General features: G+C 42.8%; 21 protein-coding genes. 13 read left to right on the top strand and 8 right to left on the bottom strand.

Features of this window, described 5'->3' with window-relative positions; genetic code table 11:
• Positions 1–168 precede the first annotated feature (168 nt).
• From H5073_RS16065 to H5073_RS16050, 4 genes are all read right to left on the bottom strand, one after another.
• A complete protein-coding gene (locus tag H5073_RS16065) occupies positions 169–429 on the bottom strand; it encodes a hypothetical protein (RefSeq protein WP_182680583.1) in 261 nt (86 codons plus the stop codon).
• A 61-nt stretch (positions 430–490) separates the two neighbouring features.
• Complete coding sequence (locus H5073_RS16060; RefSeq protein WP_182680582.1) at positions 491–928, bottom strand: hypothetical protein; 438 nt, start codon at positions 926–928, stop codon at positions 491–493.
• A 230-nt stretch (positions 929–1158) separates the two neighbouring features.
• Positions 1159–2574 carry a sodium:proton antiporter NhaD gene (gene nhaD / locus H5073_RS16055; protein ID WP_404948408.1) on the bottom strand — a complete coding sequence of 472 codons (1416 nt, stop codon included), beginning with the start codon at positions 2572–2574 and terminating at the stop codon, positions 1159–1161.
• A 266-nt stretch (positions 2575–2840) separates the two neighbouring features.
• A complete protein-coding gene (locus tag H5073_RS16050; RefSeq protein WP_182680588.1) occupies positions 2841–3236 on the bottom strand; it encodes a DUF2391 family protein in 396 nt (131 codons plus the stop codon).
• A gap of 250 nt (positions 3237–3486) precedes the next feature.
• Between H5073_RS16050 and H5073_RS16045 the strand changes: the two genes are divergently transcribed.
• The 6 genes from H5073_RS16045 (at position 3487) to H5073_RS16020 (ending at position 7655) form a co-directional block, all read left to right on the top strand.
• Positions 3487–4203, top strand: coding sequence for a ZIP family metal transporter (locus tag H5073_RS16045; RefSeq protein WP_182680580.1), 717 nt, complete (start codon positions 3487–3489; stop codon positions 4201–4203).
• Between the two features lie 101 nt (positions 4204–4304).
• A complete protein-coding gene (locus tag H5073_RS16040) occupies positions 4305–5228 on the top strand; it encodes a LysR family transcriptional regulator (protein WP_182680579.1) in 924 nt (307 codons plus the stop codon).
• 157 nt (positions 5229–5385) lie between these two features.
• Positions 5386–6120 carry a DUF1538 domain-containing protein gene (locus H5073_RS16035; protein WP_182680578.1) on the top strand — a complete coding sequence of 245 codons (735 nt, stop codon included), beginning with the start codon at positions 5386–5388 and terminating at the stop codon, positions 6118–6120.
• Positions 6117–6905: a DUF1538 domain-containing protein gene (locus H5073_RS16030; RefSeq protein WP_182680577.1), complete on the top strand. Its 789-nt coding sequence runs from the start codon at positions 6117–6119 to the stop codon at positions 6903–6905. Before H5073_RS16035 ends, H5073_RS16030 begins: the two co-directional genes overlap by 4 nt.
• On the top strand, positions 6895–7245 hold the full coding sequence (locus H5073_RS16025; RefSeq protein ID WP_182680576.1) for a P-II family nitrogen regulator: 351 nt from the start codon (positions 6895–6897) through the stop codon (positions 7243–7245). Before H5073_RS16030 ends, H5073_RS16025 begins: the two co-directional genes overlap by 11 nt.
• On the top strand, positions 7242–7655 hold the full coding sequence (locus H5073_RS16020; RefSeq protein ID WP_182680575.1) for a CBS domain-containing protein: 414 nt from the start codon (positions 7242–7244) through the stop codon (positions 7653–7655). Before H5073_RS16025 ends, H5073_RS16020 begins: the two co-directional genes overlap by 4 nt.
• 9 nt (positions 7656–7664) lie before the next feature.
• Here H5073_RS16020 and H5073_RS16015 read toward each other — a convergent pair whose 3' ends face one another.
• A complete protein-coding gene (locus H5073_RS16015; protein WP_182680574.1) occupies positions 7665–9113 on the bottom strand; it encodes a hypothetical protein in 1449 nt (482 codons plus the stop codon).
• Positions 9114–9754: 641 nt separating this feature from the next.
• Here H5073_RS16015 and H5073_RS16010 point away from each other — a divergent pair.
• The 3 genes from H5073_RS16010 (at position 9755) to H5073_RS16000 (ending at position 13068) form a co-directional block, all read left to right on the top strand.
• Positions 9755–10672: a triacylglycerol lipase gene (locus H5073_RS16010; protein WP_182680573.1), complete on the top strand. Its 918-nt coding sequence runs from the start codon at positions 9755–9757 to the stop codon at positions 10670–10672.
• A gap of 2 nt (positions 10673–10674) precedes the next feature.
• A complete protein-coding gene (locus H5073_RS16005) occupies positions 10675–11748 on the top strand; it encodes a lipase secretion chaperone (RefSeq protein WP_182680572.1) in 1074 nt (357 codons plus the stop codon).
• Between the two features lie 72 nt (positions 11749–11820).
• Positions 11821–13068 (top strand): SGNH/GDSL hydrolase family protein, encoded by a 1248-nt coding sequence (locus tag H5073_RS16000; protein WP_182680571.1) that lies wholly within the window; start codon positions 11821–11823, stop codon positions 13066–13068.
• A gap of 74 nt (positions 13069–13142) precedes the next feature.
• Here the strand turns inward: H5073_RS16000 and pbpG are convergent, their stop codons facing one another.
• A complete protein-coding gene (gene pbpG, locus H5073_RS15995) occupies positions 13143–14039 on the bottom strand; it encodes a D-alanyl-D-alanine endopeptidase (protein ID WP_182680570.1) in 897 nt (298 codons plus the stop codon).
• Between the two features lie 299 nt (positions 14040–14338).
• Between pbpG and H5073_RS15990 the strand changes: the two genes are divergently transcribed.
• From H5073_RS15990 to rpiA, 3 genes are all read left to right on the top strand, one after another.
• Positions 14339–15529: an ATP-binding protein gene (locus tag H5073_RS15990; protein ID WP_182680569.1), complete on the top strand. Its 1191-nt coding sequence runs from the start codon at positions 14339–14341 to the stop codon at positions 15527–15529.
• 9 nt (positions 15530–15538) lie between these two features.
• Positions 15539–16333 (top strand): mechanosensitive ion channel family protein, encoded by a 795-nt coding sequence (locus tag H5073_RS15985; RefSeq protein WP_182680568.1) that lies wholly within the window; start codon positions 15539–15541, stop codon positions 16331–16333.
• Between the two features lie 137 nt (positions 16334–16470).
• Positions 16471–17130 (top strand): ribose-5-phosphate isomerase RpiA, encoded by a 660-nt coding sequence (gene rpiA, locus H5073_RS15980; protein ID WP_182680567.1) that lies wholly within the window; start codon positions 16471–16473, stop codon positions 17128–17130.
• A 128-nt stretch (positions 17131–17258) separates the two neighbouring features.
• Here rpiA and H5073_RS15975 read toward each other — a convergent pair whose 3' ends face one another.
• Both H5073_RS15975 and rsuA read right to left on the bottom strand, forming a co-directional pair.
• A complete protein-coding gene (locus tag H5073_RS15975) occupies positions 17259–19124 on the bottom strand; it encodes a methyl-accepting chemotaxis protein (RefSeq protein WP_182680566.1) in 1866 nt (621 codons plus the stop codon).
• A 538-nt stretch (positions 19125–19662) separates the two neighbouring features.
• Positions 19663–20352 carry a 16S rRNA pseudouridine(516) synthase RsuA gene (gene rsuA, locus H5073_RS15970; RefSeq protein WP_182680565.1) on the bottom strand — a complete coding sequence of 230 codons (690 nt, stop codon included), beginning with the start codon at positions 20350–20352 and terminating at the stop codon, positions 19663–19665.
• Between the two features lie 366 nt (positions 20353–20718).
• Between rsuA and H5073_RS15965 the strand changes: the two genes are divergently transcribed.
• On the top strand, positions 20719–22806 hold the full coding sequence (locus tag H5073_RS15965; RefSeq protein WP_182680564.1) for a M13 family metallopeptidase: 2088 nt from the start codon (positions 20719–20721) through the stop codon (positions 22804–22806).
• Positions 22807–22920: the final 114 nt, after the last annotated feature.

Raw genomic sequence — 22920 nt, 5'->3', positions numbered from 1 at the left:
ATGGGTACTCTTTAGCTTAAAAGGCGGTAATTGAAATTAACGTAAATGACTATTTTAGCATTTAATTGGCCTAAGCTTGTTTTATGGACATTTATTAATAATACCCATCGTATTAGCAATCTGGTCATGAAGCTGAAATTTAAATACTGTAAATCAAATTGAATCACGCTATGTGGAAGTACTCTTGGCGAGTAAATGTTGGTGTAAGTCGCCCGCTAACTCATTTATTAGCTTAATCACCTTTTGGTCATGAGGTCTCAACTCGACCCAGCCATCGGTCCCCATGATAGCTATGGCATCGACGCTAATGTTGGCAGAGATGTTAGCAATCATAGCAGTAGGAATGTCTACCGACTGGGGTTGCCAAACACCTGCGAGGCGAAAGATCCCCAATGGGGTATTGATGCGACTAATAGTGAACCTTTCCATTTAGACCTCAAATCACTGCAGTTTTTATCATGGCAATAAGCAACTGCGTCCGGTGTTAACCCTATGGTGTTATCTTTGCTTCATCCTCTGAGTTAACTTGAGCAGCCTTGCTTTGATTAACGATATGAACGGCTTTGGCGGCAGAGAAATAAAATAACAGCGTAAAACTGGTTAATATTCCAGGAAACTCACTGCTATCCATATAAGTCAGGATAATATCCAAACATTTTAATCCAATAAGGATGCAAGGCGCCCATAGCTTCTCTTTATACAAGAAGATGAAACATATAACGGAAATAGAAGCGGTAATTAAAATAGCCCACTTGTTAAGCATCTTCTCACCAAGTAAGTCTTGTGTTGGCGCATAAGGCATAAATACCACCATCAAGGCTAAGCCTGTGGTGATCAAACCTAAGTAGCTAACAAACTTGATGACCTTACGTGATACAAGCTCTTCCCTAGGGCCAAAAAACAGTGCATTAAAAAAACCTTGTGACATCTTTACTTCCTATTATTTAATGTTCTCTGCTGGCAACAAGATTAAATGACCAGATTAAAAAATATGATTAGTCTAAATCATGGTGACAAACAGCACTGAGCTGCTGTGAACACACTTTGCTTTAATTGTGAACAAAATTGCAGCGCCTTAAAAACACCCCGCTAACTGCAATTATACTTGGGCTATATTCTACACTATCTCACTTATATTTATGAGATGACTAGGCTTGGCTAGAATGTAGCCGAATTCAGCCATAGATGAACTAAGATGCTCGCGCCATAGCCTAATGCGATCACAGGTGTCCATTTCAAATGGGCGGCAAACGTGTAAATACCACGCGCTTGGCCCATTAATGCCACGCCTGCAGCACTGCCGATTGACAATAAACTTCCCCCAACACCTGCTGTAAGCGTCACTAATAACCACTGCCCGAGCACCATATCTGGGTTCATGGTCAGCACAGCAAACATGACAGGAATGTTATCCACCACTGAAGATAATAATCCAATAGCAATATTGGCATAAGTCACATCCCAGTGGGTGTATAGCGCCTCAGACACTAGACTCAAATAGCCCATAAACCCTAAGCCTCCAACACACAGCACCACGCCATAGAAAAAAAGTAATGTATCCCATTCTGCACGCGCAATACGGCTAAATACATCGAAGGGGACCACATTGCCCAATTGTTCTAAGCGGTGCTCATTTTGCTCTCGCGCGGCTTTTTCTCGGGCACGAACCAGCGCTTGTGGAAAGGTTTTGCGTAGGAAGTAGCCAAAAAACTGTAGGAAACCTAAGCCCGTCATCATACCTAATACTGGGGGCATACCTAAAAACGAGTGTGCGCAAACGGCAGTGACTATGGTTAACAAAAACAGCAACACAATGCGCTTAGCACCGCGCTTCATTTCTACGTTCTCTTGCTCACTTATTTGTGGTCTATTGATGATGAAAAAACTCATAATAGCCGCAGGCACAATAAAGTTGACCAAGGATGGAATAAACAGGCTAATAAATTGTGAAAAATGCACCGCCCCTTTTTGCCATACCATTAAGGTGGTAATGTCACCAAAGGGACTAAATGCGCCGCCCGCATTAGCCGCAACAACAATGTTAATACAGGCTAAGGTAATAAATTTTTTATCCTCTCCTCCTACCTTCATCACCACGGCACACATTAATAACGCCGTAGTTAAGTTGTCGGCAATAGGTGAAATAAAAAATGCCATAAACCCAGTTAACCAAAAAACTGTCCGTAAGCTAAAGCCGCGGCCCACCATCCATGAACGCAGTGCATCGAACAGGTTTCGCTCTTCCATAGCGTTGATATACGTCATCGCGACCAGTAAAAATAGTAATAATTCAGCATATTCAAGTAGATTATGCTTAAAAGCTGTTTGGGAAACTTCAGACATACCATTTTGCACATAAATAAAACCGATAACGCCCCAAATAATGCCAGCGGCAATCAACACGGGTTTTGATTTACGCAAATGAAGCATTTCTTCGCCCATAACCAATAAGTATGCAATAACAAAAATACACACCGCAAAATAGCCTGCTGTCGTGGCGGTTAAATCCAAAAAGTGTCCATTCGACTCACCATTACTGGCCATCACCATAGGCGAAAATAAGCTGCAACACATCAAGACAAACACCGCTAAAAAAGAGGCCACTTGGGCCCCTGATAACCGTTCTAATTTCATTTACGAGTCTCACAGATAGAAAATTAATCTGAAATTACCACATCTGTATCAACCAAAATTTTGATAAACGTCAAACTTTACAGTTTTAGCCAGCAAACCTTGATAGCAAGACGATCCGCAGCGCGAAAGAGAGCGTGTTAAGCCATCATTAGCACCAATCTCATGAATGTTGCGGCTCAATTAGAGGGCATCAAGCTTTTCAATTTTTATTCTTTATCGAAGCTATCCACCACTATGGCGCCCATGGAAGCAGGCATTGAAATCACTATGATGCGCTTCAAGGAAGTCCAAGGATCTTCTAGCAAAGGCAACTTATTTAAGCAGAACAGCACTAAAGCGACGACTAATGCCGTCATGGTATAGGCGATCACAATACGTAACACAAATACTAACTTTCTTGATTTAACATTGTGCTGAAACACACTTTGATAGGTAAATAATCCCAAAAATAACACTGACAAACTAAACAGCATGAGTAGGTTTTGAGTCGGCAAGGTTTCACCTAAACGCCAAGCTTCTTCCGAAAAGGAAATCGGTACAGCTAAGGCAAATGCCCCGACAAATATCTGGCTGGCATCCTCAACATTAAAACTAAATTTCATCATTTTTCTCTTTCGTTTTTAAGGCTCGATATATGCAGGGGCTTTAGTGCTGATAGCGATTAGCCGTCCTAGCTAAACACTTGCCATCAAAGATATTTATTAAGCTAAAATAAGTTGAGTGGTAGTCTTTAAGAATGTGCGACTATTTAGTTAATAAGTGGCCTACTTTACACTTTATGCTGTTCACAATATAACAATATTTGACTAGCGTTCAAGATTCATACCCGTTACTGAGTGACCAAGTGGACTTATGACAATAATCTTAGAAATCATCCTCCTTACAACTATGGCTGGCATCTGCATTCCTTTGGGCGGGCTAATGGCAAGCTTTGAGCACATAAGGCCACGTTGGCTCGAGTATGAATTCAGGCACTTTTTGATTGCCCTAGGTGGTGGCTTGTTAATTGGCGCAGTTTCCCTTGTATTGGTGCCTGAAGGAATTGCTGAATTGAGCCAAAAATTACTGGCCACTCCACTGATTTTAGCGGGCGGTGTAAGTATATTTGCCATTGAAAAAGTCCTCGGGCTCAGAAGACATGAGTCACCTCAACTCATGGGGATGATGCTAGATTATATCCCTGAAGCTATCGCGCTTGGTGGCTTAGTGGCGCTGGGTTCTCCATTGGCACCTTTGCTTGCTATCCTTATCGGCCTGCAAAATCTGCCAGAAGGTTTCAATGCTTTTCGTGAAATGCGAGCCCAAGCCTCACACTCAAGCCATACCCTATTAACTATGGTTTTACTTGTCCCTATTGGGCCCATAGCGGGACTCTTAGGTTATTTTTATTTAGCAGAACACCATGGTGTTCTAGGGGCTGTGATGCTATTTGCATCAGGGGGCATTCTCTATCTGATTTTCCAGGATATCGCCCCTCAAGCAAAACTAAAAAAACACTGGGGTCCACCTTTAGGCGCTGTGTTAGGTTTTGCTATCGCCCTCTTTAGCCAGCAAATAATGATGAGTTAATCAATGAAAGTCGCACTCATACAGAAGGCGCATACTCTCTCGCCATTGAATATTTAACTTAAAAATACGGCGATTAAAACTCACCATAGGATACGTGAATAATGAATACTCAAGATTTAACTCTTTTTGTCCACACCGCTGATAATGGCAGCATTACTGGGGCGGCTCACGCCCTTGATATGAGTACAGCAGCAGCCAGTGCGGCGTTAAAACGTTTAGAGAAACAACTTAACACTAGCTTGTTTATTCGCTCGACCCGACAACTTAGATTAACCACAGAGGGTGAACATTTTCTACTCCATTGCCGTCAAGCGCTGGATACCTTAGCTGCGGGGCAAGCCTCAATGGAAGCTTTACAAGGCCGTGTTGCTGGTGAAGTGCGAATATCAGCCCCGTCAGATCTTGGCCGTAATCTATTATTGCCCTGGATGGACGAAATCATGGACTTGCACCCAGAGCTAAAATTGCACCTGATTATTGGCGACTCCTTGGCTGACTTCTACCATGACAGAATTGATCTCGCCCTGCGCTATGGCCAGCCTAATGATTCAGCCATGGTAGCTTTTAAGCTTGCTAATGTTGAACGGATTATTTGCGCCTCACCTAGCTATTTGGCTCGCTTTGGCATGCCCGTAACGCCTCAAGATCTTACTGAACACAATTGTCTTTTATATCAACTTAATGACAGATCTTTTGACCTTTGGGAATTTGAAGCAAAACTTCAAACAGATGCCCCAACAGATCAGCCAAGAGAGTCTTATAAAGTGCGAGTAAAGAGCAATCGTTGCTGTAACGATGGCGATTTAGTGCGCCGCTGGGCTTTAGCAGGCAAAGGCATAGCGAATAAGTCTCGCTTAGATGTAAATCACGACTTAGCAGCAGGCCGCTTGGTAAGATTATTACCTGATTACCATTCACCTGAAAAAGAGCTCAACCTCTTGTGCCCTTCCCGCAAGCAAGTCACGCCTACCGTACTATTACTCAGAGACATGCTCAGGGATAAGTTTAAACAAATGCTTGGCTAACGTCCCCCCATCACTAATCACCATAGTTTCCAATCAATTATTTGATCTAGTTCATGTTTAACACACACTAAACTGGCAATTATTTGCTAACAAGACAAGCTTTAGCGCATGCTGGACCCATAACCTCCCCCTTTAACGCTGAATTACAGGAGTATGGATGTCTGCGCTAGTTAAATTACTAACGGCCATGATGGCAAGCTTTAAAGATCTTATTCCTATCATTCTTGTGGTGTGTTTCTTCGAGATATTTGTGCTGCAACAGGCACCAGCTAACCTTGCCTCCATCATGATAGGCTTAGTGTTTATCGTGCTTGGGCTCACTTTTTTCGTCTTTGGTTTAGAAATGGGGTTATTTCCTATCGGTGGCTCCCTAGCTCAAGCACTCGCCCGTAAAGGCAGTGTATTTTGGCTGGTGATATTCTCTTTTTCATTAGGTTTTGGTACCACCCTTGCCGAACCGGCACTCACGGCGGTTGCCAATGAGGCGGCACAAGTGGCAGCGACAGGCGGCGCCATAGCAAGCACAGCTGAAGCTATGGGTAGCTATGCCATGGGACTGAGATTAACAGTTGCACTATCTGTAGGCTTAGCAATTTTACTCGGCGTGGTGCGCATTCTTAAGGGCTGGCCGATACATTATTTGATCATCGGCGGCTATATCACAGTGATGATCCTCACCGCCTTTGCCCCTGAGAACATTATCGGCATTGCCTACGACTCCGGTGGAGTCACCACTTCAACCATTACCGTTCCTCTTGTTACAGCCTTAGGGGTTGGCCTTGCAAGCGCCATTAAAGGTAGAAACCCTATGCTAGATGGTTTTGGCTTGATTGCGTTTGCAAGCCTGACGCCGATGATTTTCGTGCTCCTTTACTGCATGGTGGTGCTATGAGCTTACTCAATGAATTACTGCAAACTTTATTGCTCACCATGCGCGATGTGGTGCCTATAGCTGTTATCCTGTTTGGCTTTCAACTGGGAGTATTAAAGCGCCCTATTGCCAATTGGCGCAAAGTCTTATTAGGTTTTGTTTATGTCATTATTGGCTTGAGCTTCTTCCTTGTGGGCCTTGAAATGGCGTTATTTCCACTGGGCCAAAGCATGGCGACTCAGCTCACCTCTGTCAGTTTTTTACACCCCAATGACCTAGCTGCGCCCTTTATTTGGCAAGATTATATTTGGGTGTACATTTTTGCCGCAGCCATTGGATTTAGCACCACCATTGCTGAACCCTCTTTGATTGCGGTCGCCATAAAAGCCAGCGAAGTGTCCGGCGGAACTATTAGCATCCAAGGTTTGCGAATGTCGGTGGCCTTTGGGGTTGCCATTGGTATTGCATTGGGGTGCTTTCGCATTGTGGTGGGCTCTCCTATTCATTACTACATAATGGCCGGTTATGTGGTTGTGGTTATCCAGACCTTTTATGCCCCCAAGATGATAATCCCCCTTGCCTATGATTCTGGCGGCGTGACCACCTCAACGGTTACCGTGCCTTTAGTTGCCGCATTAGGCCTTGGACTTGCCACCAATGTTGAAGGCCGCAATCCCCTTATTGACGGTTTTGGCCTTATCGCCTTCGCCAGTTTATTTCCCATTATCACTGTGATGGGTTACGCCCAAATAGTGGAATTTCTAAGTAACCGAAAATCTCTTAAGGAGCATCAAGATGCGCTTTAAACTAATTATTGCTTTCGTCGATGATGATGTCACCGACAAGGTACTCGATGCTGCCAGAGCCGCAGGCGCTACGGGTGCTACAGTGATCAACCATGCCCGTGGTGAAGGGCTGGAGAAAAAGACCACCTTCATGGGGCTGACGTTAGATGTGCAGCGAGATGTAATTTTGTTTCTCGTTGAGGAGCATATGAGTCGCGGCATTTTAGAAACCATCAGTAAAGCGGGCGAATTTGACACCAATAAAGGCAAAGGCATCGCCATTCAAATCGATGTGGAAGATGCGGTTGGCGTAGCCCATCAAGTGAAAAAGCTCAGTAAAGATATCGAGGATCAGATATGAACCCTATTAAACCCGTGCGTAATCAAGATGTGATGAACCAAGACTATGCCATGGTGGATGGTATGCACACTGTGGCTGAAGCCATAGACATTGCCATCGCAAAAAAAGTGCAAATATTATTGGTAAATAAGCGCCATGAACATGATGAATACGGCATGGTACTCATGAGTGATATTGCCCGTAATGTGCTAGCAAAAGATAAATCACCCGCTAGAATTAACATCTATGAAATCATGATTAAACCTGTGTTTAGCGTCTCTTCAGATATGGATATCCGTTATACCGCACGACTTTTTGAGCGCTTTGGGATTAATAAATCCCCCATCATAGACAATGGTAAAATTCTCGGCATTGTGACCTATCAAGATATTGTACTTAAGGGCATGATCCAACATAAAGCCCAAGCTTGATACTAAGGCTTATTCGCTGATATACAAATCAAAGCAGGCCTGCGCAGGGCTATTGATATAGCACTTGGCCTGTAAAATATGGTGGGGGTAGTCATAATGACTTTCATCATATAGCGCTATAAAATCAATTAGATGCTTAAAACTCTCCAGAGCCTGTTGTTGATGCAACTGTTTAGCTTTTTGATTTTTCCTTAATTCATACAACTTCGCGATTTCATGGCTGAGTAAAGCAATACCATAATCATTTTTAGCAAATTGCACTTGAGTTTCAGCCCCTGAAAAACGCCATAAGTCGCTATTACTTTGAAGTAAATTAACGGCATTTTTCACTTGTACTAATTCATCATCTTCAGATAAATGCTGCGATGAGAGCCACTGAGCAATCGCCAAATTATAAGCCGTATCAAATAACAAATAAGCACAGCGTGCCGCCTTTGGAGTGTCTTTTACTGCAGACAATTCGCAATAGGCCTGTAATTCTGAAAACGTCTGCGCCGACACATTACGAATAAGAAAACGCTTCGCTTGAGCGGCAAGTGCTGTATTGTCACTAAATGCCAGCTCAGCAATTTTAAGCTGCACCGCGCCGCTTACATGCCAGTTATCTTTTACCCCTAAATCTGCAGATGAAGCCCTGGCTAAGGCAGTAACTAGCCCTAACTGAACGCCAATACTGGCGCCCTGCTTTAATAAGGTTTGCTCAATAATGGGCGTTAGGCTCACTATATTATCCACCAAATATTGGCTGGCAAATTGACGAATGTAGGAGTCATCTGCTTCTAGAGCCTGCATCACCAGTGAGATATCCACCTCTTCAGCGGCATGAGCTTGGCTTATCAGGCTAAAGAAAGGATGACTTGGCGACAATACACTTGGGCGTAAAGGCAGTGCTGCATTAACATCTAACTCACCCGCGGCGGAGTGGCTAACCACCAGCTCTAGATTACGAGAGGGGGTTTTTAACCAGAGTTTTTTACCTTGATACAATAATTGTACATCCCGCAGATCGGTAATTTTATCCAGCGGTAATTGATAATCATAAAAATTGCGAGTGATATCATCCTCAATACGAATGGCAAAATGGCTAGGTAATTTATCACCCGTGTAATGCCAATGAACATTTTTAAGCCAATGACTGAGTTCATTTCTGGTGTATAAGGTTCTGATAGTATTGTTAACTTTAAGATTAGTGTTTAAATCTAACACTATGCCTGACATCAAGATGCCGGTTCTATTTTGCCCGAGCTGCTCAACAGACCAATGATAAGACACCACCATAAGTAGCGAGGCAATAAACACCCAGTTACCCAAATAAAGCCACGCACACATGCGCCGCTCTTTACCCTTTACGCTGTCCCACCTCGCCCTAAGCTTACTTTCTACTATGATGATTAACACAGCAACCGCACCAGCCGGTCCCCATTGAAGTAACACTTGTGCAATTTGTTGGATATCCATGTCCTGACCTCACATCCTAAAATCGGTATCGAAACGACTTTATGAGTCATAAGCCTTAACTTATAACTGTAATTGCAGATTAACGGTCACTATTACCATAAGTTAATCCGATTGAAATCTAAGTTAGGCTCATAAAGCATGATAATAAAAGTGTACGAACTCAAATCCGCTAGCTAAATTGTAGACCACAAAAATCGGCTTAAAACCATTAATCGGCCTTAAAGCTCCGCTGTTCAAACAAAATGACGGTAAAAGCCTCCCCACCTCTCTATGCAATAAAAAGCCATAACATTAGAGTTAAAGCTCAACTAATACATTGAAAATTGAGCTTTTATTCTAAAAAATGCTTATTTTTATTCTCGGTCATTAAAAAACAAACTCACGTTTAACTACCAGTAAATTATCCTTGTATGCTTAAGCCTTCAGAAAATTGGTCGTTTTAAACAGTTAAGCCTAATGCTTTCCTCACTGAGGAGCGATTCAAACAACCATTGCATTTAACAAATATTTAACCTATTGGTAATATTTACTGTATCTGGGTACTGGTTTCTAAATGCTAGCCAATGACTCACTCAAGTCAGCCCAACAAGACTGACACAGAAATATAAATACTAATGATCGCTAATCTTGAGGAAAGCACCATGAAAAAATGGATTTATGCCTGCACCCTATTACTCTCTTGTGCCAGCAGCGCAGGTCAAGCTGCTGGCACACCACTTAATTACCCTGTCGTCATGGTTCATGGCATTTTTGGTTTCGATGATATTTGGGGAGTAGATTATTTCTACCGTATTCCCCAAGCCATGCAGCAAGAAGGTGCACAAGTTTTTGTTGCCAGCGTGTCTGCGGCTAACTCAACCGAAGTCCGCGGTGAGCAATTACGCACCTATGTTCAGGCCGTATTGGCTCAAACCGGTGCCACAAAAGTCAACCTCATAGGTCATAGCCATGGTGGACCGACCGTCAGGTATGTCGCCAGTGTCAGTCCTGAAATGGTCGCTTCTGTGACCTCTATTGGCGGCGTCAATTGGGGCAGTCGCTTCGCTGACTTTATGCGCGGCCAAGTGCCGACAGACTCAGCAAGTGAGTGGCTAATTAAGCAAGGGTTAGATACTTTAGCCCGAGTCATCGCAGGAGTTTCAGGTAGCCCCCAGCGCCCCCAAGACAGCTTGGCCATGACCCAATCTTTAACAACTGAGGGCTCAATTGCTTTTAATCAGCGCTATCCTGAGGGCATGCCAAGCCAGTATTGCGGCCAAGGGCAGTCCTTGGCAACTAATGGCGTGCATTACTTTTCTTGGTCAGGGGCCAAACCTTTTACTAATGCGTTAGACCCCATAGATTATGGCCTTAAGCTCACCAGCTTAGTGTTTAATGAACCCAATGATGGCTTAGTTTCAAGTTGCAGCTCGCATGTGGGTAAAGTCATTAAAGACAATTACACCATGAACCATCTAGATGAAGTGAATCATACCTTTGGGATCACTAGCTGGTTTGAAACTAACCCTGTGACCCTTTACCGTCAGCATATGATACGCTTGCGTCAATTGGGATTATAATCATGCCTCAAGAGCCATCAATTAAGCCGCCGCGATTAGTAAGATTAAGCATTCTAGCGGTTTGCTTATTCCTACTTGGGCTTGTCATTGTGTATGTATTGCAACAAGGACGAGCCAAGGCAGCTCCCCAAGCTGGCACTCAAGCCAACATGCATGCCAGCTTGGATACTTTTAATGCCTTTGATACTCAAAAACCGCATGCTAAGGAATGGGATACCAAAGAGCTAGGTATAAAAAAGTTAAGTGCAAAACAACGGGACATTAAAGAATGGAATGCCAAGGAATTAGTGATTAGCCTGCAGCTTAGGCGTCAGTTTGACGACATCATCTTGACCTTGCAAACCATAGCGGCAAATAAAAACAGTGCCACAGAATTGCTCAATCAATTAGCCAGCAACCTATCCTTATCTGAATACGGCCAAAGGCAGCTCCATGACTTATTTAGCCGCTACCGCTTGTACACCATGGCGCTGGCAAACCTTAAGCCTAGTCAATTAAGCATGGACTTTGTTGATATACATGCCGCATCGGCATTGCTAAACCAAGTCTATAAGCTGCAACAAGTACACTTCAATGAAATTGAAATTTCAGCCTTTTTCGAGCAGGAAAATAACTACGATCGCCATGCGCTAGCCCGCGTTGATATTCGCCAAGACCCAAGCCTTACTGCAACTCAGAAACAGCAGTTATTAGCTTATCAAATCAGTCAATTGGATGAAGCGTCACAAAGTGCTATTCAGCCTAGTCTTGATGCGCAAACTATAGCGAATGCACTCCAGAACGCACCATTTGAAGCTGCTGGCGATCCAGAACATAGCGCCAAAGTTGCGCTGTGGAGTCCTGATATCCAGCAAAGAGTCCAGCAGTTTCAACAGCGCAACCAACAATGGCAAACCAAAGTTAATGATTACTTGGCCTTTAGCGCAGTGCTTACAGCCAAACTTGAAACAGAGCCTCTCTCCCAGCAAGCACACATTCGGCAGCAGGATAACTACCTTAAACAGCATTTTTCTAGCAATGAAATCAAAAGAATAAGGGTATTTATCGCCCATCCAGAATTATTAAACTTGCCCTAATATATTACAGTTTTGATAAAAAACATGATTAAACAATATACTAAATAGCTACTGACCAGATAAAGGTAACCCATGAAAAATACACTCAAATACGCTAGCCGACTTATTCCTATATTATTGTGCTCAGCATTTGCAAGCACAAGTTTTACGGCAGCTGCCAGCAACGAAATACAAGCGGTTTCCAGCGTACAAGCCAAGCAAACCTATACTTATGTAAGGTGTTGGTACCGCCCTCAAGCTAGTCATGATGATGTGTCCACAGATTGGGAGTGGGCACTCAATGACGATGGCAGCTATTACAAGCTCAGCGGCTACTGGTACAGCGCAGTATCATTTAAAAATATGTTTTACACCAATGACTCACAAACTAAGATCATGAATAAATGCCGTGCAACATTAGGAGCTAATCACCCAGAAGCAGATATCAGCTTTTTCGCCGCCGATAACCGCTGGTCTTATAATCACAGTATTTGGAGTAATACCAACAGCGTGACACCATCAGTAGATAAGATAGTCAGTTTCGGTGACAGCATTTCAGATACAGGCAATATTTTTAATGGTAGCCAATGGCTATTTCCCAATGCGAATGCCTGGTTTTTAGGTCATTTCAGTAATGGCTTTGTGTGGACAGAATATCTTGCCCAACAAGAAAAATTACCTTTATACAATTGGGCTGTCGGTGGCGCGGCGGGTTCGACTCAATACGTGCTACTGTCAGGCATTTTAGACCAAGTAAAGTCTTATACTCAGTACATGGAATATGCTAAAAGCTATGAACCGAAAAAAACCTTATTTACCTTAGAATTCGGTTTAAATGACTTTATCAACTACGATCGCTCCGCCAATGCTGTGACCGCTGATTTTAAACGTGCATTGGAAAAACTCGAGGATAGCGGCGCCCATAATATTTTGGTATTAAATCTTCCCGATGCCACTGTCGCACCACAATTCATGTACAGTGAGCCAGGTAAAGCAGCCTTAATAAAACAAAAAATAGATACTTTTAATGCCTTTGCTCGTGAGCTGGTGACTCAAATGCAGCATAGAGGCATTAATGTGCAATTATTTGATACTGAAGAATTATTATCTAATATCATGCAATATCCAGCCAATTATGACTTACGTAACACCACCCATGCATGTTTAGATATAAACCGCAGCTCTGCAGCCGATTATCTTCACAGCCACGCACTAAGAAATGATTGTGCCACCTATGGTTCAGACAGTTATATGTTCTGGGATGTCACCCACCCAAGCACTAAAACTCACCGAATTATTGCTGAGACTTTAGCTTCAGAGGTAATGAATAGCTTTAACTAGCCTCCTGTAGCCCAATAACAATAAAGGCCCAAGTTGTATGATCAACTTGGGCCTTTATTGTTATTGCTAATAATTTAGAGCGTACGTTGTTTTTTGTATTGCTTCGCCGATGCAGGGATCGGGGTTACTCTACCGGTTTCAAGCCAATTCTTTAAACGATTAGCATCGGCTAAATGCGTTAGTTTACCAAAAGCATCAAGCACCACAAAAGCCACTTCGCGCTTATTCATCACAGTGCGCATCACAAGGCAGCGACCAGCATCATTGGTAAAGCCCGTCTTGGTTAAATGAATGTTCCAATTATTTTTAAACACTAAGCGGTTAGAGTTCCGAAAATCCAACTTGTACCAAGGCTTAGTGAAAGTTACTGTCTTTTTTTCAGTAGAGCTAAGTTCACCTAATAATGGGTAGCCTTCACTGGCCTTAAGTAGCTTAACTAAATCCCTTGCACTAGAGACGTTTTGTCGTGAAAGCCCTGTGGGTTCAACAAAACTTGATTTAGTCATGCCTAGGGCTTTGGCTTTATCATTCATGGCGCGTATAAAAGCAGAATAACCACCTGGGTAATGATGTGCAAGGCTTGCTGCCGCGCGGTTTTCTGATGACATTAATGCCAGTAACAACATCTCTTTTCGGGTCACTTCACTGCCAATACGCACTCTTGAGTAAACATTGCGCATCTCTTTTGTTTCATTAATTTTAATACTAATTTTTTGATTCAATGGTAATTTTGCATCTAAAGTAACCATGGCTGTCATCAATTTGGTAATTGACGCTATAGGCATGACTCTGTCAGGATTACTGGAATACAGTACTTCGTCAGTGTTAAGGTCCACCAGCATGCCACTGCTAGAAGCCAGCTCCTGCTGCGCAGCATAAACATGAGTAGATACACTAAAAAACAGCGTAGCTAGTACTAAAGATTTGCTGAAAACACGGTAAAAAGAACTTGATAAAAGACGATTTTTCATTAGAAGCTTCACTGAGTAGATTGAATAATCATGCACGCCGACATCCGGCAAATTCAAGTATAATCTATTGTTGAAATACTGGGAATACAGTCTAATCAGCAAAGTAGATTTTCACTGATGTAGCTATGGACAGAAGAACTTCAATTCATTTAAATTCAATATGCTATATTAAGTTCAGCGCAATCATACTCAGCTGATAACAGCTCAATCGGCTTAAGTATTTAGCCAAAAACCTTTTATTCAACGGGTTAAATATCAGCAATACCAACCCATAGCGATTAACAGCATTGAGAATTCTCATGGACAATCCATTTCCCTTAGCCTCAAAAGTGTATCAATTAGCACTCAGCCAATGGCAAAGTTGGTTCTCTGCAGCCCCTGAAGAAACCTCAGAGCAAGCCATTAAACTTAGCCTCAAGGACGTAGCCAATAAAACTCGTCAATTACAAACCCGCAAACAATGTGACTTACCTTTGTCCTTTCCTGTTGCCGAATTACCACACTTTATTGGCCGTACAGAAGCCCTCAATCAACTTGAAGCAGCATTGGAGCTGTGGCGTGAGAGTCAAGGTGAACTGACTTGTATCGTGGCGCCTTTTGGTTCTGGGTTAAGTTCACTGCTTAATGCTTTTAGGACGTCCCATCAAAATCAATCCACCACGTCGATAACTTTTGTCAGCTTCTACCAAGCCCCTTTATCAGCCAAAGAGGCCATAGCTCATTTGTATGCCTGCTTTAATATCAAACAAGCCCCAAGCTCAATCACCCAAGCGATTAAGCTTATCAATCAGCAAATACCTCAAGTATTACTGATAGATAATATGCATAAACTCATGGTGCGGATCATGGGGAATTACCAAGCTTTAGTCACCTTTGCTACCATTTTAATGGAAACCCGTGCTAAACATTGCTGGATATTTGGCTGTGAATCTTTCGCCTGGCAACGACTGACCTCCCAATATCAAATAAATAACTTCATTAAGACGATTATCAAACTCGACTATTTCAGCGTCGACGAAATGGAGCAAATGCTCACTCAGAAATTCGCTGACCTTGAACTCTCAAACGACCAAGAAGCTCCAAGATTAACGCAGCAGATTTGCAAACAATTACATTCAATTAGCTTAGGCCACCCTAAACTTGCTAGCCTGTTGTTATTGGATGCTATAGCCCAAGATGACCAGCAAAAAAATGACTTAATCGAACTCAGAGAAATAGACATAGGCACCTTAAAAACCTGCAGTGATGAAGACTTGTTTACCTTGGCTGAAGTCTATGTACATGCGGGTTTGAGTGTGAAACAACATGCCGACATATTTGCGTCTAGCATAGAGCGGAGCAGCCTTAAGCTGGAATACCTAAGCCGCCAAGGGTTATTACTGCCACAATATGTGCAGCATGACTTTGCAGCCCACAGATATGAGGTGCCCACCTGTCTCACCAAGATAGTGGCTAACCACCTAGTTAATAACAATAAACTATTCAAATAAGGCCAAATTATGGAAGACTCTCGTAACGCCTTACAAGCAATTTTGGCCATGATCTCTTTAGAAAAAATACTCGCTGTCTTTATCATCTGCGCTGTTGCTTGGTTATTTTTAGTGTTTGCACAATTCTCCTTAGCTAAGCTCACACTCAAATTGCCAAAACACCGATTACTGCTCAACCGCTTGTATCCCTTTATTCGTTTATTTACTTGGGGCGGAGTCATAATGTACGCCATTATTGGCATACTTAATCCCCATGAAAATCTAGTGTTAGCGGTTATTGGCTCGATAAGTATAGTCATAGGCTTAGCGACTCAGGAGCCAGCTAAAAACTTGATCGCAGGTTTTATCATAATGCTAAATCCACCTTATCGAGTCGGTGATATGGTGACATTGGCAGGTCATTATGGTGAAGTCATTAAACTTGAGTGGAGCGTCACCTGGTTACGCACCTTTGATGATAATACTGTCATGGTTCCTAATGCTGAAGCATTGAAAACCGCTGTCTCTAACTCAAATAGCGGTGCTTTAGATGAAATGGTGGTAATCAACTTTTGCTTGCCTATCCATATCGACCACCAAACAGCCATTGCGCTAGCAAAAGAGGCCACCCAATGCTCGCCCTATACCTTCTTAAATAAACCCATTAAAGTGATGATCTCAAGTGACTTTCGCTTCGGTGAGCACTTGCTGTTACTCACCATTAAAGCCTATGTCATGGACGTACGATTAGAGCGGAAATTTTCCAGCGATATCAATATCCGAGTACTCAACGCTTTTAAACAAGCCCGGCTTTACGGCGAATAATGACCATAAACTCAGTAAATTTAAGCCCTTGGTTAAGCAAACACTGTTTCTTGGATCTTGTTCATATAATTCATCCGTAATTTTCATTATAATTGCGCCAATTATATGATCTTTCAAGAGCAAATTTAGGAAGCACTATGACACAAGATGAAATGAAAAAAGCCGCTGGCTGGGCTGCACTAAAATACGTAGAAATGGACACCATTGTTGGCGTAGGCACAGGCTCAACAGTTAACCATTTCATCGATGCACTAGCCACAATTAAACATAATATCAAAGGCGCAGTTTCAAGCTCAGTTGCTTCAACTGAAAAGATGAAAGCTTTAGGTATTGATGTATTTGACTTAAACGAAGTGTCAGAGCTTTCTGTTTATGTCGATGGTGCCGATGAAATCAATGCCCATATGGACATGATTAAAGGTGGCGGTGCAGCCCTAACTCGTGAAAAAATTGTCGCCGCTGTGGCCGATAAGTTCATCTGTATCGTCGACAATACTAAGCAAGTCGACGTATTAGGTGAATTTCCATTACCTGTTGAAGTGATCCCTATGGCCCGCTCTTATGTGGCCCGTCAACTGGTTAAATTGGGTGGCGACCCTGTTTATCGTCAAGGGGTTATCACGGACAATGGCAATGTGATTTTAGATGTCTATAACCTTAAAATATTGAACCCTAAGGCATTAGAAACTCAAATCAATGCTATCGTTGGCGTAGTGACCAATGGCTTATTTGCTAATCGCGGCGCTGATGTACTGTTAATGGGTACGCCTGATGGCGTAAAAACATCAACAAACTAATACCTTTTAGTTGCTGGTTAGTGGTTAGTGGTTAGTGGTTAGTAAAGATTGCCATAAAAAATGCCTGCTTATCGCAGGCATTTTTGTTATCGAAATAAATAGGCGCTTCTTAATAGCCCAGTGATGGATTATTTAACCTTAAATTTACTCACTGCAGTACTAAGGCTCGCCGCTCTTTGCCTCACATCCTCAGAGGATGCCGCATTTTCTTCTGCAGTTTGCGATGATTCATCAGCAATATCCCTAATAACCACCACATTCTTATTCACTTCAGAGGCCACCATGCTTTGCTCTTCAATGGCAGCGGCAATCTGGGTGCTCATGTCCATAATATTGGTAACATCGTCGTTTATTTTCTTTAGTAAGCTTCCAGCTCCTGCCGCTTGTTCTGCACTCTCAATGCCTTGACGCTGGCTAACTTCCATCAACTGCACTATGGAACGCGTACGAGTTTGAAGGGTCTGAATAATGGCGGCAATTTCAGCTGTGGAAGATTGCGTGCGCATGGCGAGACTTCTCACTTCGTCAGCCACCACCGCAAAACCACGGCCTTGCTCACCCGCTCTTGCCGCTTCAATCGCAGCATTCAATGCCAATAGATTGGTCTGCTCGGCGATACCGCGAATAACATCGAGCACACTACCAATGGTATTACTGTCCTTTTCAAGCTCAGAAATAACGCTGGATGAATCATTCAGCTGTGCCGATAATTGCTGGATCTTACTGATGGTTTGTTCAACACTGTGAAGTCCGCTTTGTGCGTTCTCATGAGTCTGACTGGCCTTAGTTGCCGCAAGCTCAGTGTTATTGGCAATTTCATCAATAGTCGCGCCCATTTCAGTAATTGCAGTGGCCACCATGTCAGTCTCATTAAGCTGCTTTGCCATGCCTTCTGATGCAGCTGAGGCATTGACAGAGAGTTCATGACAGGAATGATTCATTGCTGTCACTGAATCATTCACTTGTTCAATAAGCTGCTGAAAGCTTTCTACCATGCGATTAAAGTGCAGCGCAATCCGAGCTAACTCATCACCACTTGAAGTATCGCACCTTAAGGTCAGGTTTTTGCTTTTCTCTATTTCACTGATAACGCTATTAATTTTATTTACTGGGTCGATAATACTGCGAATAATTAAGTAAGTTGCCACAGATAAGGCCACTGCAATTAAAATAAAGATAATAAGCCCAAACAGTAAACCGTTTTCTTCAGCTTGCTTGATAGCCGTTTTAGTTTGCTGGTGTAAGTCATCAATATCTTCTTCTGTTTTATGAATCGCATCACGCAGCACCGCCATCTTGCCGTCATCTGGAGTCAAGCCGAATTGACGTTCTTTATCAGTAAGGCCGTTAAAGGCTTGTTGATATCTATCCATCAAATCCTGTAACTGAGAAACTTGCCGAATGTCTAGACTCGATTGAGATAGTGCAGTTTTGAACACACTGACGTTGGCGCTAAACTTATCCACATAACTCGGATCTCTTCGCAGCATAAAGTCTTTTTCATTGCGCCTAAGTTGCAGCATCAGCACAGTTAAGCGCTCTTGCCCCGCAGTATCGAGGATTTGTTCAATTTCATGGACCTTAGTCCTTAAATTACCGTAGAGCCCAGATTTTGGCGTTAAGCCAATTTCAGTTTGCAAAGCCACAATTTCAGTAAAAATAGTCTGATAATTTTCAATACTGGCTAATAAGCTATCTAGCTCTACACTAGGAATACCGTGAGAGTCGAGTACTTGGATGATATCTTTGCCCAATAGCTTAATAGCTTGAATATGTTTTCCATGCAGCTCAACATGCTTAAGATCGAGGCGCGACATAAAATCTTTTTCCTCTTTGCGCAAACTGAGCACTTTAAGCTCAATTTCACCGACGTTAAGCTCTGCTGAGGTCAGCTCAGCTTGCTGGCTGCTCGAATATTGCTGCAAAGCAAACATAGCAATTAACGCGCCAATGGATACGGCGGCACTGAGCATTAATTTTGAGCGAATAAGCATCTGGAATCCTTAATTTTTGATGTTTCATAAAATTCGTAAAATAAGTTACACAATTAAATTACATGGAATCATTCCACTCATTACCTAGATTAGTCCGTGACCTAGTACATGAAATTACTCATGTGAGTAAATAATATAGTTGTCAAACCCTCAAATAGCTCAATCACAAATCAACAGGATCTTAAATAATTTGATGAAGCTTTTATGACAAGGCATTTATTTCATGTTCAATAGCGGCTCAAAACCAAATAAGTTGAGAAGTATTAGCAAGAAACAATTTTTGTCATTATAAACAATCACTTTTATTGAAACCTTTTATTAACAAGCCTTAGAGAGCGATATTCAAGCAAAAGCGGATAATTGAAGGTAAGCAGTTCAGAGGTAAATGGTATTCAATAATAAAAATCCCCTGACGTGGGCCAAGGGATTTAATGACTAAAATAGAAGCGTTAGCAGTTTAATTGTGTTTATGTCACAAGTTCAGGCTTTTATCACGGCACATTTGCCTTCAAAGCCCTTGCCTGCAAATAAGTAAACCTTAAATCGCGTCAATTTCAGCTTGAGTCAGGTAACGCCACTCACCCAAACCAAGTGCAGGATCAAGCTCTATTCCACCTACACATTCACGATGCAACTTAACAACCGCATTGCCAGTAGCAGCAAACATTCGCTTTACTTGATGATACTTGCCTTCAGTAATAGTCAGCCTAGCACTATGGCTAGCAATAATTTCAAGCTTGGCAGGCTTGGTCAGGCCATCTTCATTTCTAAGGGCGATTCCCTCGGCAAAAACTTTAATCAAGCTGTCATCTAAAGGCTCGGCAACTTCCACTAAATAACGTTTACCACAATCTTTTTTTGGTGATGTCGCCCGATGAGACCACTGTCCGTCACTGGTAATTAACACCAAACCCGTAGTATCAGCATCCAAACGCCCAGCAATATGTAAATTACTGGTTTTCTCAATATCCACTAGACTCAACACTGAAGGGTACATCTCATCTATGGTTGAGCAAATGGTATCAACCGGCTTATTCAGCATCAGGTAGCGTACACCAAACAATGTAAGCTCACGGCCTTCTAGGCACACCCGAGTACCGGGTTCGACTTTAAAACCTGAATCCTTAACGACCACCCCATCACAGGTGACATCACTACGGTGTAAAGCCTTTTTGGCTGACGAACGGCTAAGCTCAGAGGCTTCTGTAATAAATTTATCTAAACGCACTGTAATAATACCCAATCTTTGCTTATACCACTCCCATAAAAAGGGAGCTAATTTGGCTACATTATGAGGCCCAAGGCGATAAAGGCAAAGCCTTGTGTTCACTTTACACTTACTCTCTACGGCCCATTTACATTTTTAGTTACACATATTGCTACTTTAAGTCCTTTTTTGACACTAAAAACACCCCGCAGAGCCTTGTTAACATTAGTGCTTTAGCATTAACATAGTGTGCAGAAGAATACGCGATGAATTGATGCTAAGTGTGCGCGTACTGTACGGTTTTGGACAGCATCAACTGCTTTATTTATATAACACTGTATCCAAGCCCCACTGAAGGGCAACATTTAATAATGCCAAGGAAACAAGATGAAAAAATTAGTTATTGGGGGACTTTGTGCCTCGCTTATCGCAGGACTGAGTGCCTGTTCAGATAACAACGCAGATGTTAATGCGAAAAATGAAACAACCAAAACAGCAACCGCTGCTGCCGTTGAAAAAGTCCTGACTTCAGGCATTACATTTGACAACATAGACAAAAGTATTCGGCCCCAAGATGACTTTTACATGTACGTTAACGGCGCTTGGATGAAAACGGCGGAAATTCCAGGGGACCGCACTAATATAGGCGCTTTCTACGACCTACGTGAAAAAGCCCGTGATGACGTCAAAGCCATTATTGAAGAAGTGGCGGCAATGAAAGATTTAGCCGAAGGCAGTGACGAGCAAAAAGTGGCCGATCTGTACCGTGCATTCATGGACGTTGAAACCTTGAACAAACTTGGCATTCAGCCTATTCAAGGCGAGCTTGATAAAATTAACGCCATCGCCAATAAGACTGACTTAGTTAATTACTTTGCCCACAGCCAAATCAAAGGCATGGGCACACCAATGGCGTTTTATATCGATGTCGATGCGAAAAACTCCAGCCGTTACGCGACCCACATTTGGCAATATGGTTTAAGCCTGCCAGAAAAAGATTACTACTTTAATGATTCTGAGCGTTATGTTGGCATTCGTGCCGCTTACCTTGCTCACATCGAAAAAATGTTTGATTTAGCGGGATTCAAAGATGGCAAAGCCAGCGCTAAAACCATCATGGCATTAGAAACGGCAATTGCTGAACAGCATTGGGATGTGGTTGAAACCCGTGACAGCACTAAGACCTATAACTTGTATCAAGTTAAAGACCTGCCAACGCTAGCACCAGATATAGACTGGACAGCTTACCTAACGACTTTAGGTGGCGATAAGCAAGCAGATATCATCATCAACCAACCAAGCTTCATCCAAGGCCTAAATGAAGTTATCAAGACCACAGATCTTGCCACTTGGAAAACTTACCTGTCATGGCAGTTACTGACTCACACGGCTAATAATTTATCTGAAGCCTTAGATACTGAAAACTTTGAGTTTTTCTCTAAAACACTTAATGGTCAGACTGAGCAAGAGCCACGCTGGAAGCGCGGCGTTGCTACAGTAAGCAGCACCTTAGGCGAAGTGGTTGGTAAAGTGTACGTTAAGCGTCATTTTGTGCCTGAAGCGAAAGAGCGTATGAGTGGCCTAGTGGAAAACCTGCGCGGAGCTTACGGCTCAAGCATAGATTCATTAGACTGGATGAGTGCAGAAACCAAAGTCGCTGCCAAAGACAAGCTCGCAAAATTCAATCCTAAAATTGGTTACCCAAACAAGTGGGCAGACTACAGCAAGTTAACCATCAAGTCTGACGACTTAGTGGGTAATGCGATGCGCGCAGGTGAAGTTGAGCACGCTAAGTCCCTTGCTAAATTAGGCGCGCCAATCGATAAAGACGAATGGCACATGACCCCGCAAACGGTTAACGCTTATTACAACCCAACCATGAATGAAATCGTGTTCCCTGCAGCGATTTTACAACCACCTTTCTTCAACCTAGACGCTGATGATGCAGTGAACTACGGTGGTATTGGTGCGGTGATTGGTCACGAAATGGGCCATGGTTTTGATGACCAAGGTGCCAAGTTTGATGGCGAAGGCAATATGCGTGATTGGTGGACTGAAAGCGATCTTAAAGCCTTTACCGCTAAAGGTAATGCCTTAATCGCCCAGTACAGTGGTTATCAAGTGTATGATGACCTAAATGTGAATGGTGAACTAACCTTAGGCGAAAACATCGGTGACTTATCTGGCGTTACTATCGCGTATAAAGCGTACAAGATGTCATTGAATGGCAAAGAAGCGCCGGTAATTGACGGTCTAACAGGCGATCAACGTTTCTTCATGGGCTTCACCCAAATCTGGCGCGTGAAAATGAAAGAAGAAGCTATGCGTAATCGCGTAGCCACTGATCCACATTCACCAGGTCACTTCCGTGCCTTAGGCGCCTTGTCTAACATGCCTGAATTCTATGAAGCCTATGGCCTCAAAGAAGGTGACAAGATGTACCTAGCACCAGAGAAGCGCGTAAAAATCTGGTAATCTAATCAAGTTATTTGATTGAAACAAAAAGGCCGAGATAGTTATCTCGGCCTTTTTTATGCTTCTCTATTAACCATTAACCATTAACCATTAACCAATAACCAATAACCAATA

Origin of the sequence: Shewanella sp. SR44-3 (assembly GCF_014163735.1) — a bacterium.
Taxonomy (GTDB): Bacteria; Pseudomonadota; Gammaproteobacteria; order Enterobacterales; family Shewanellaceae; genus Shewanella.
Note: the sequence above shows the minus strand (reverse complement) of the source record. Positions and strands in the feature narration are given on the sequence as shown.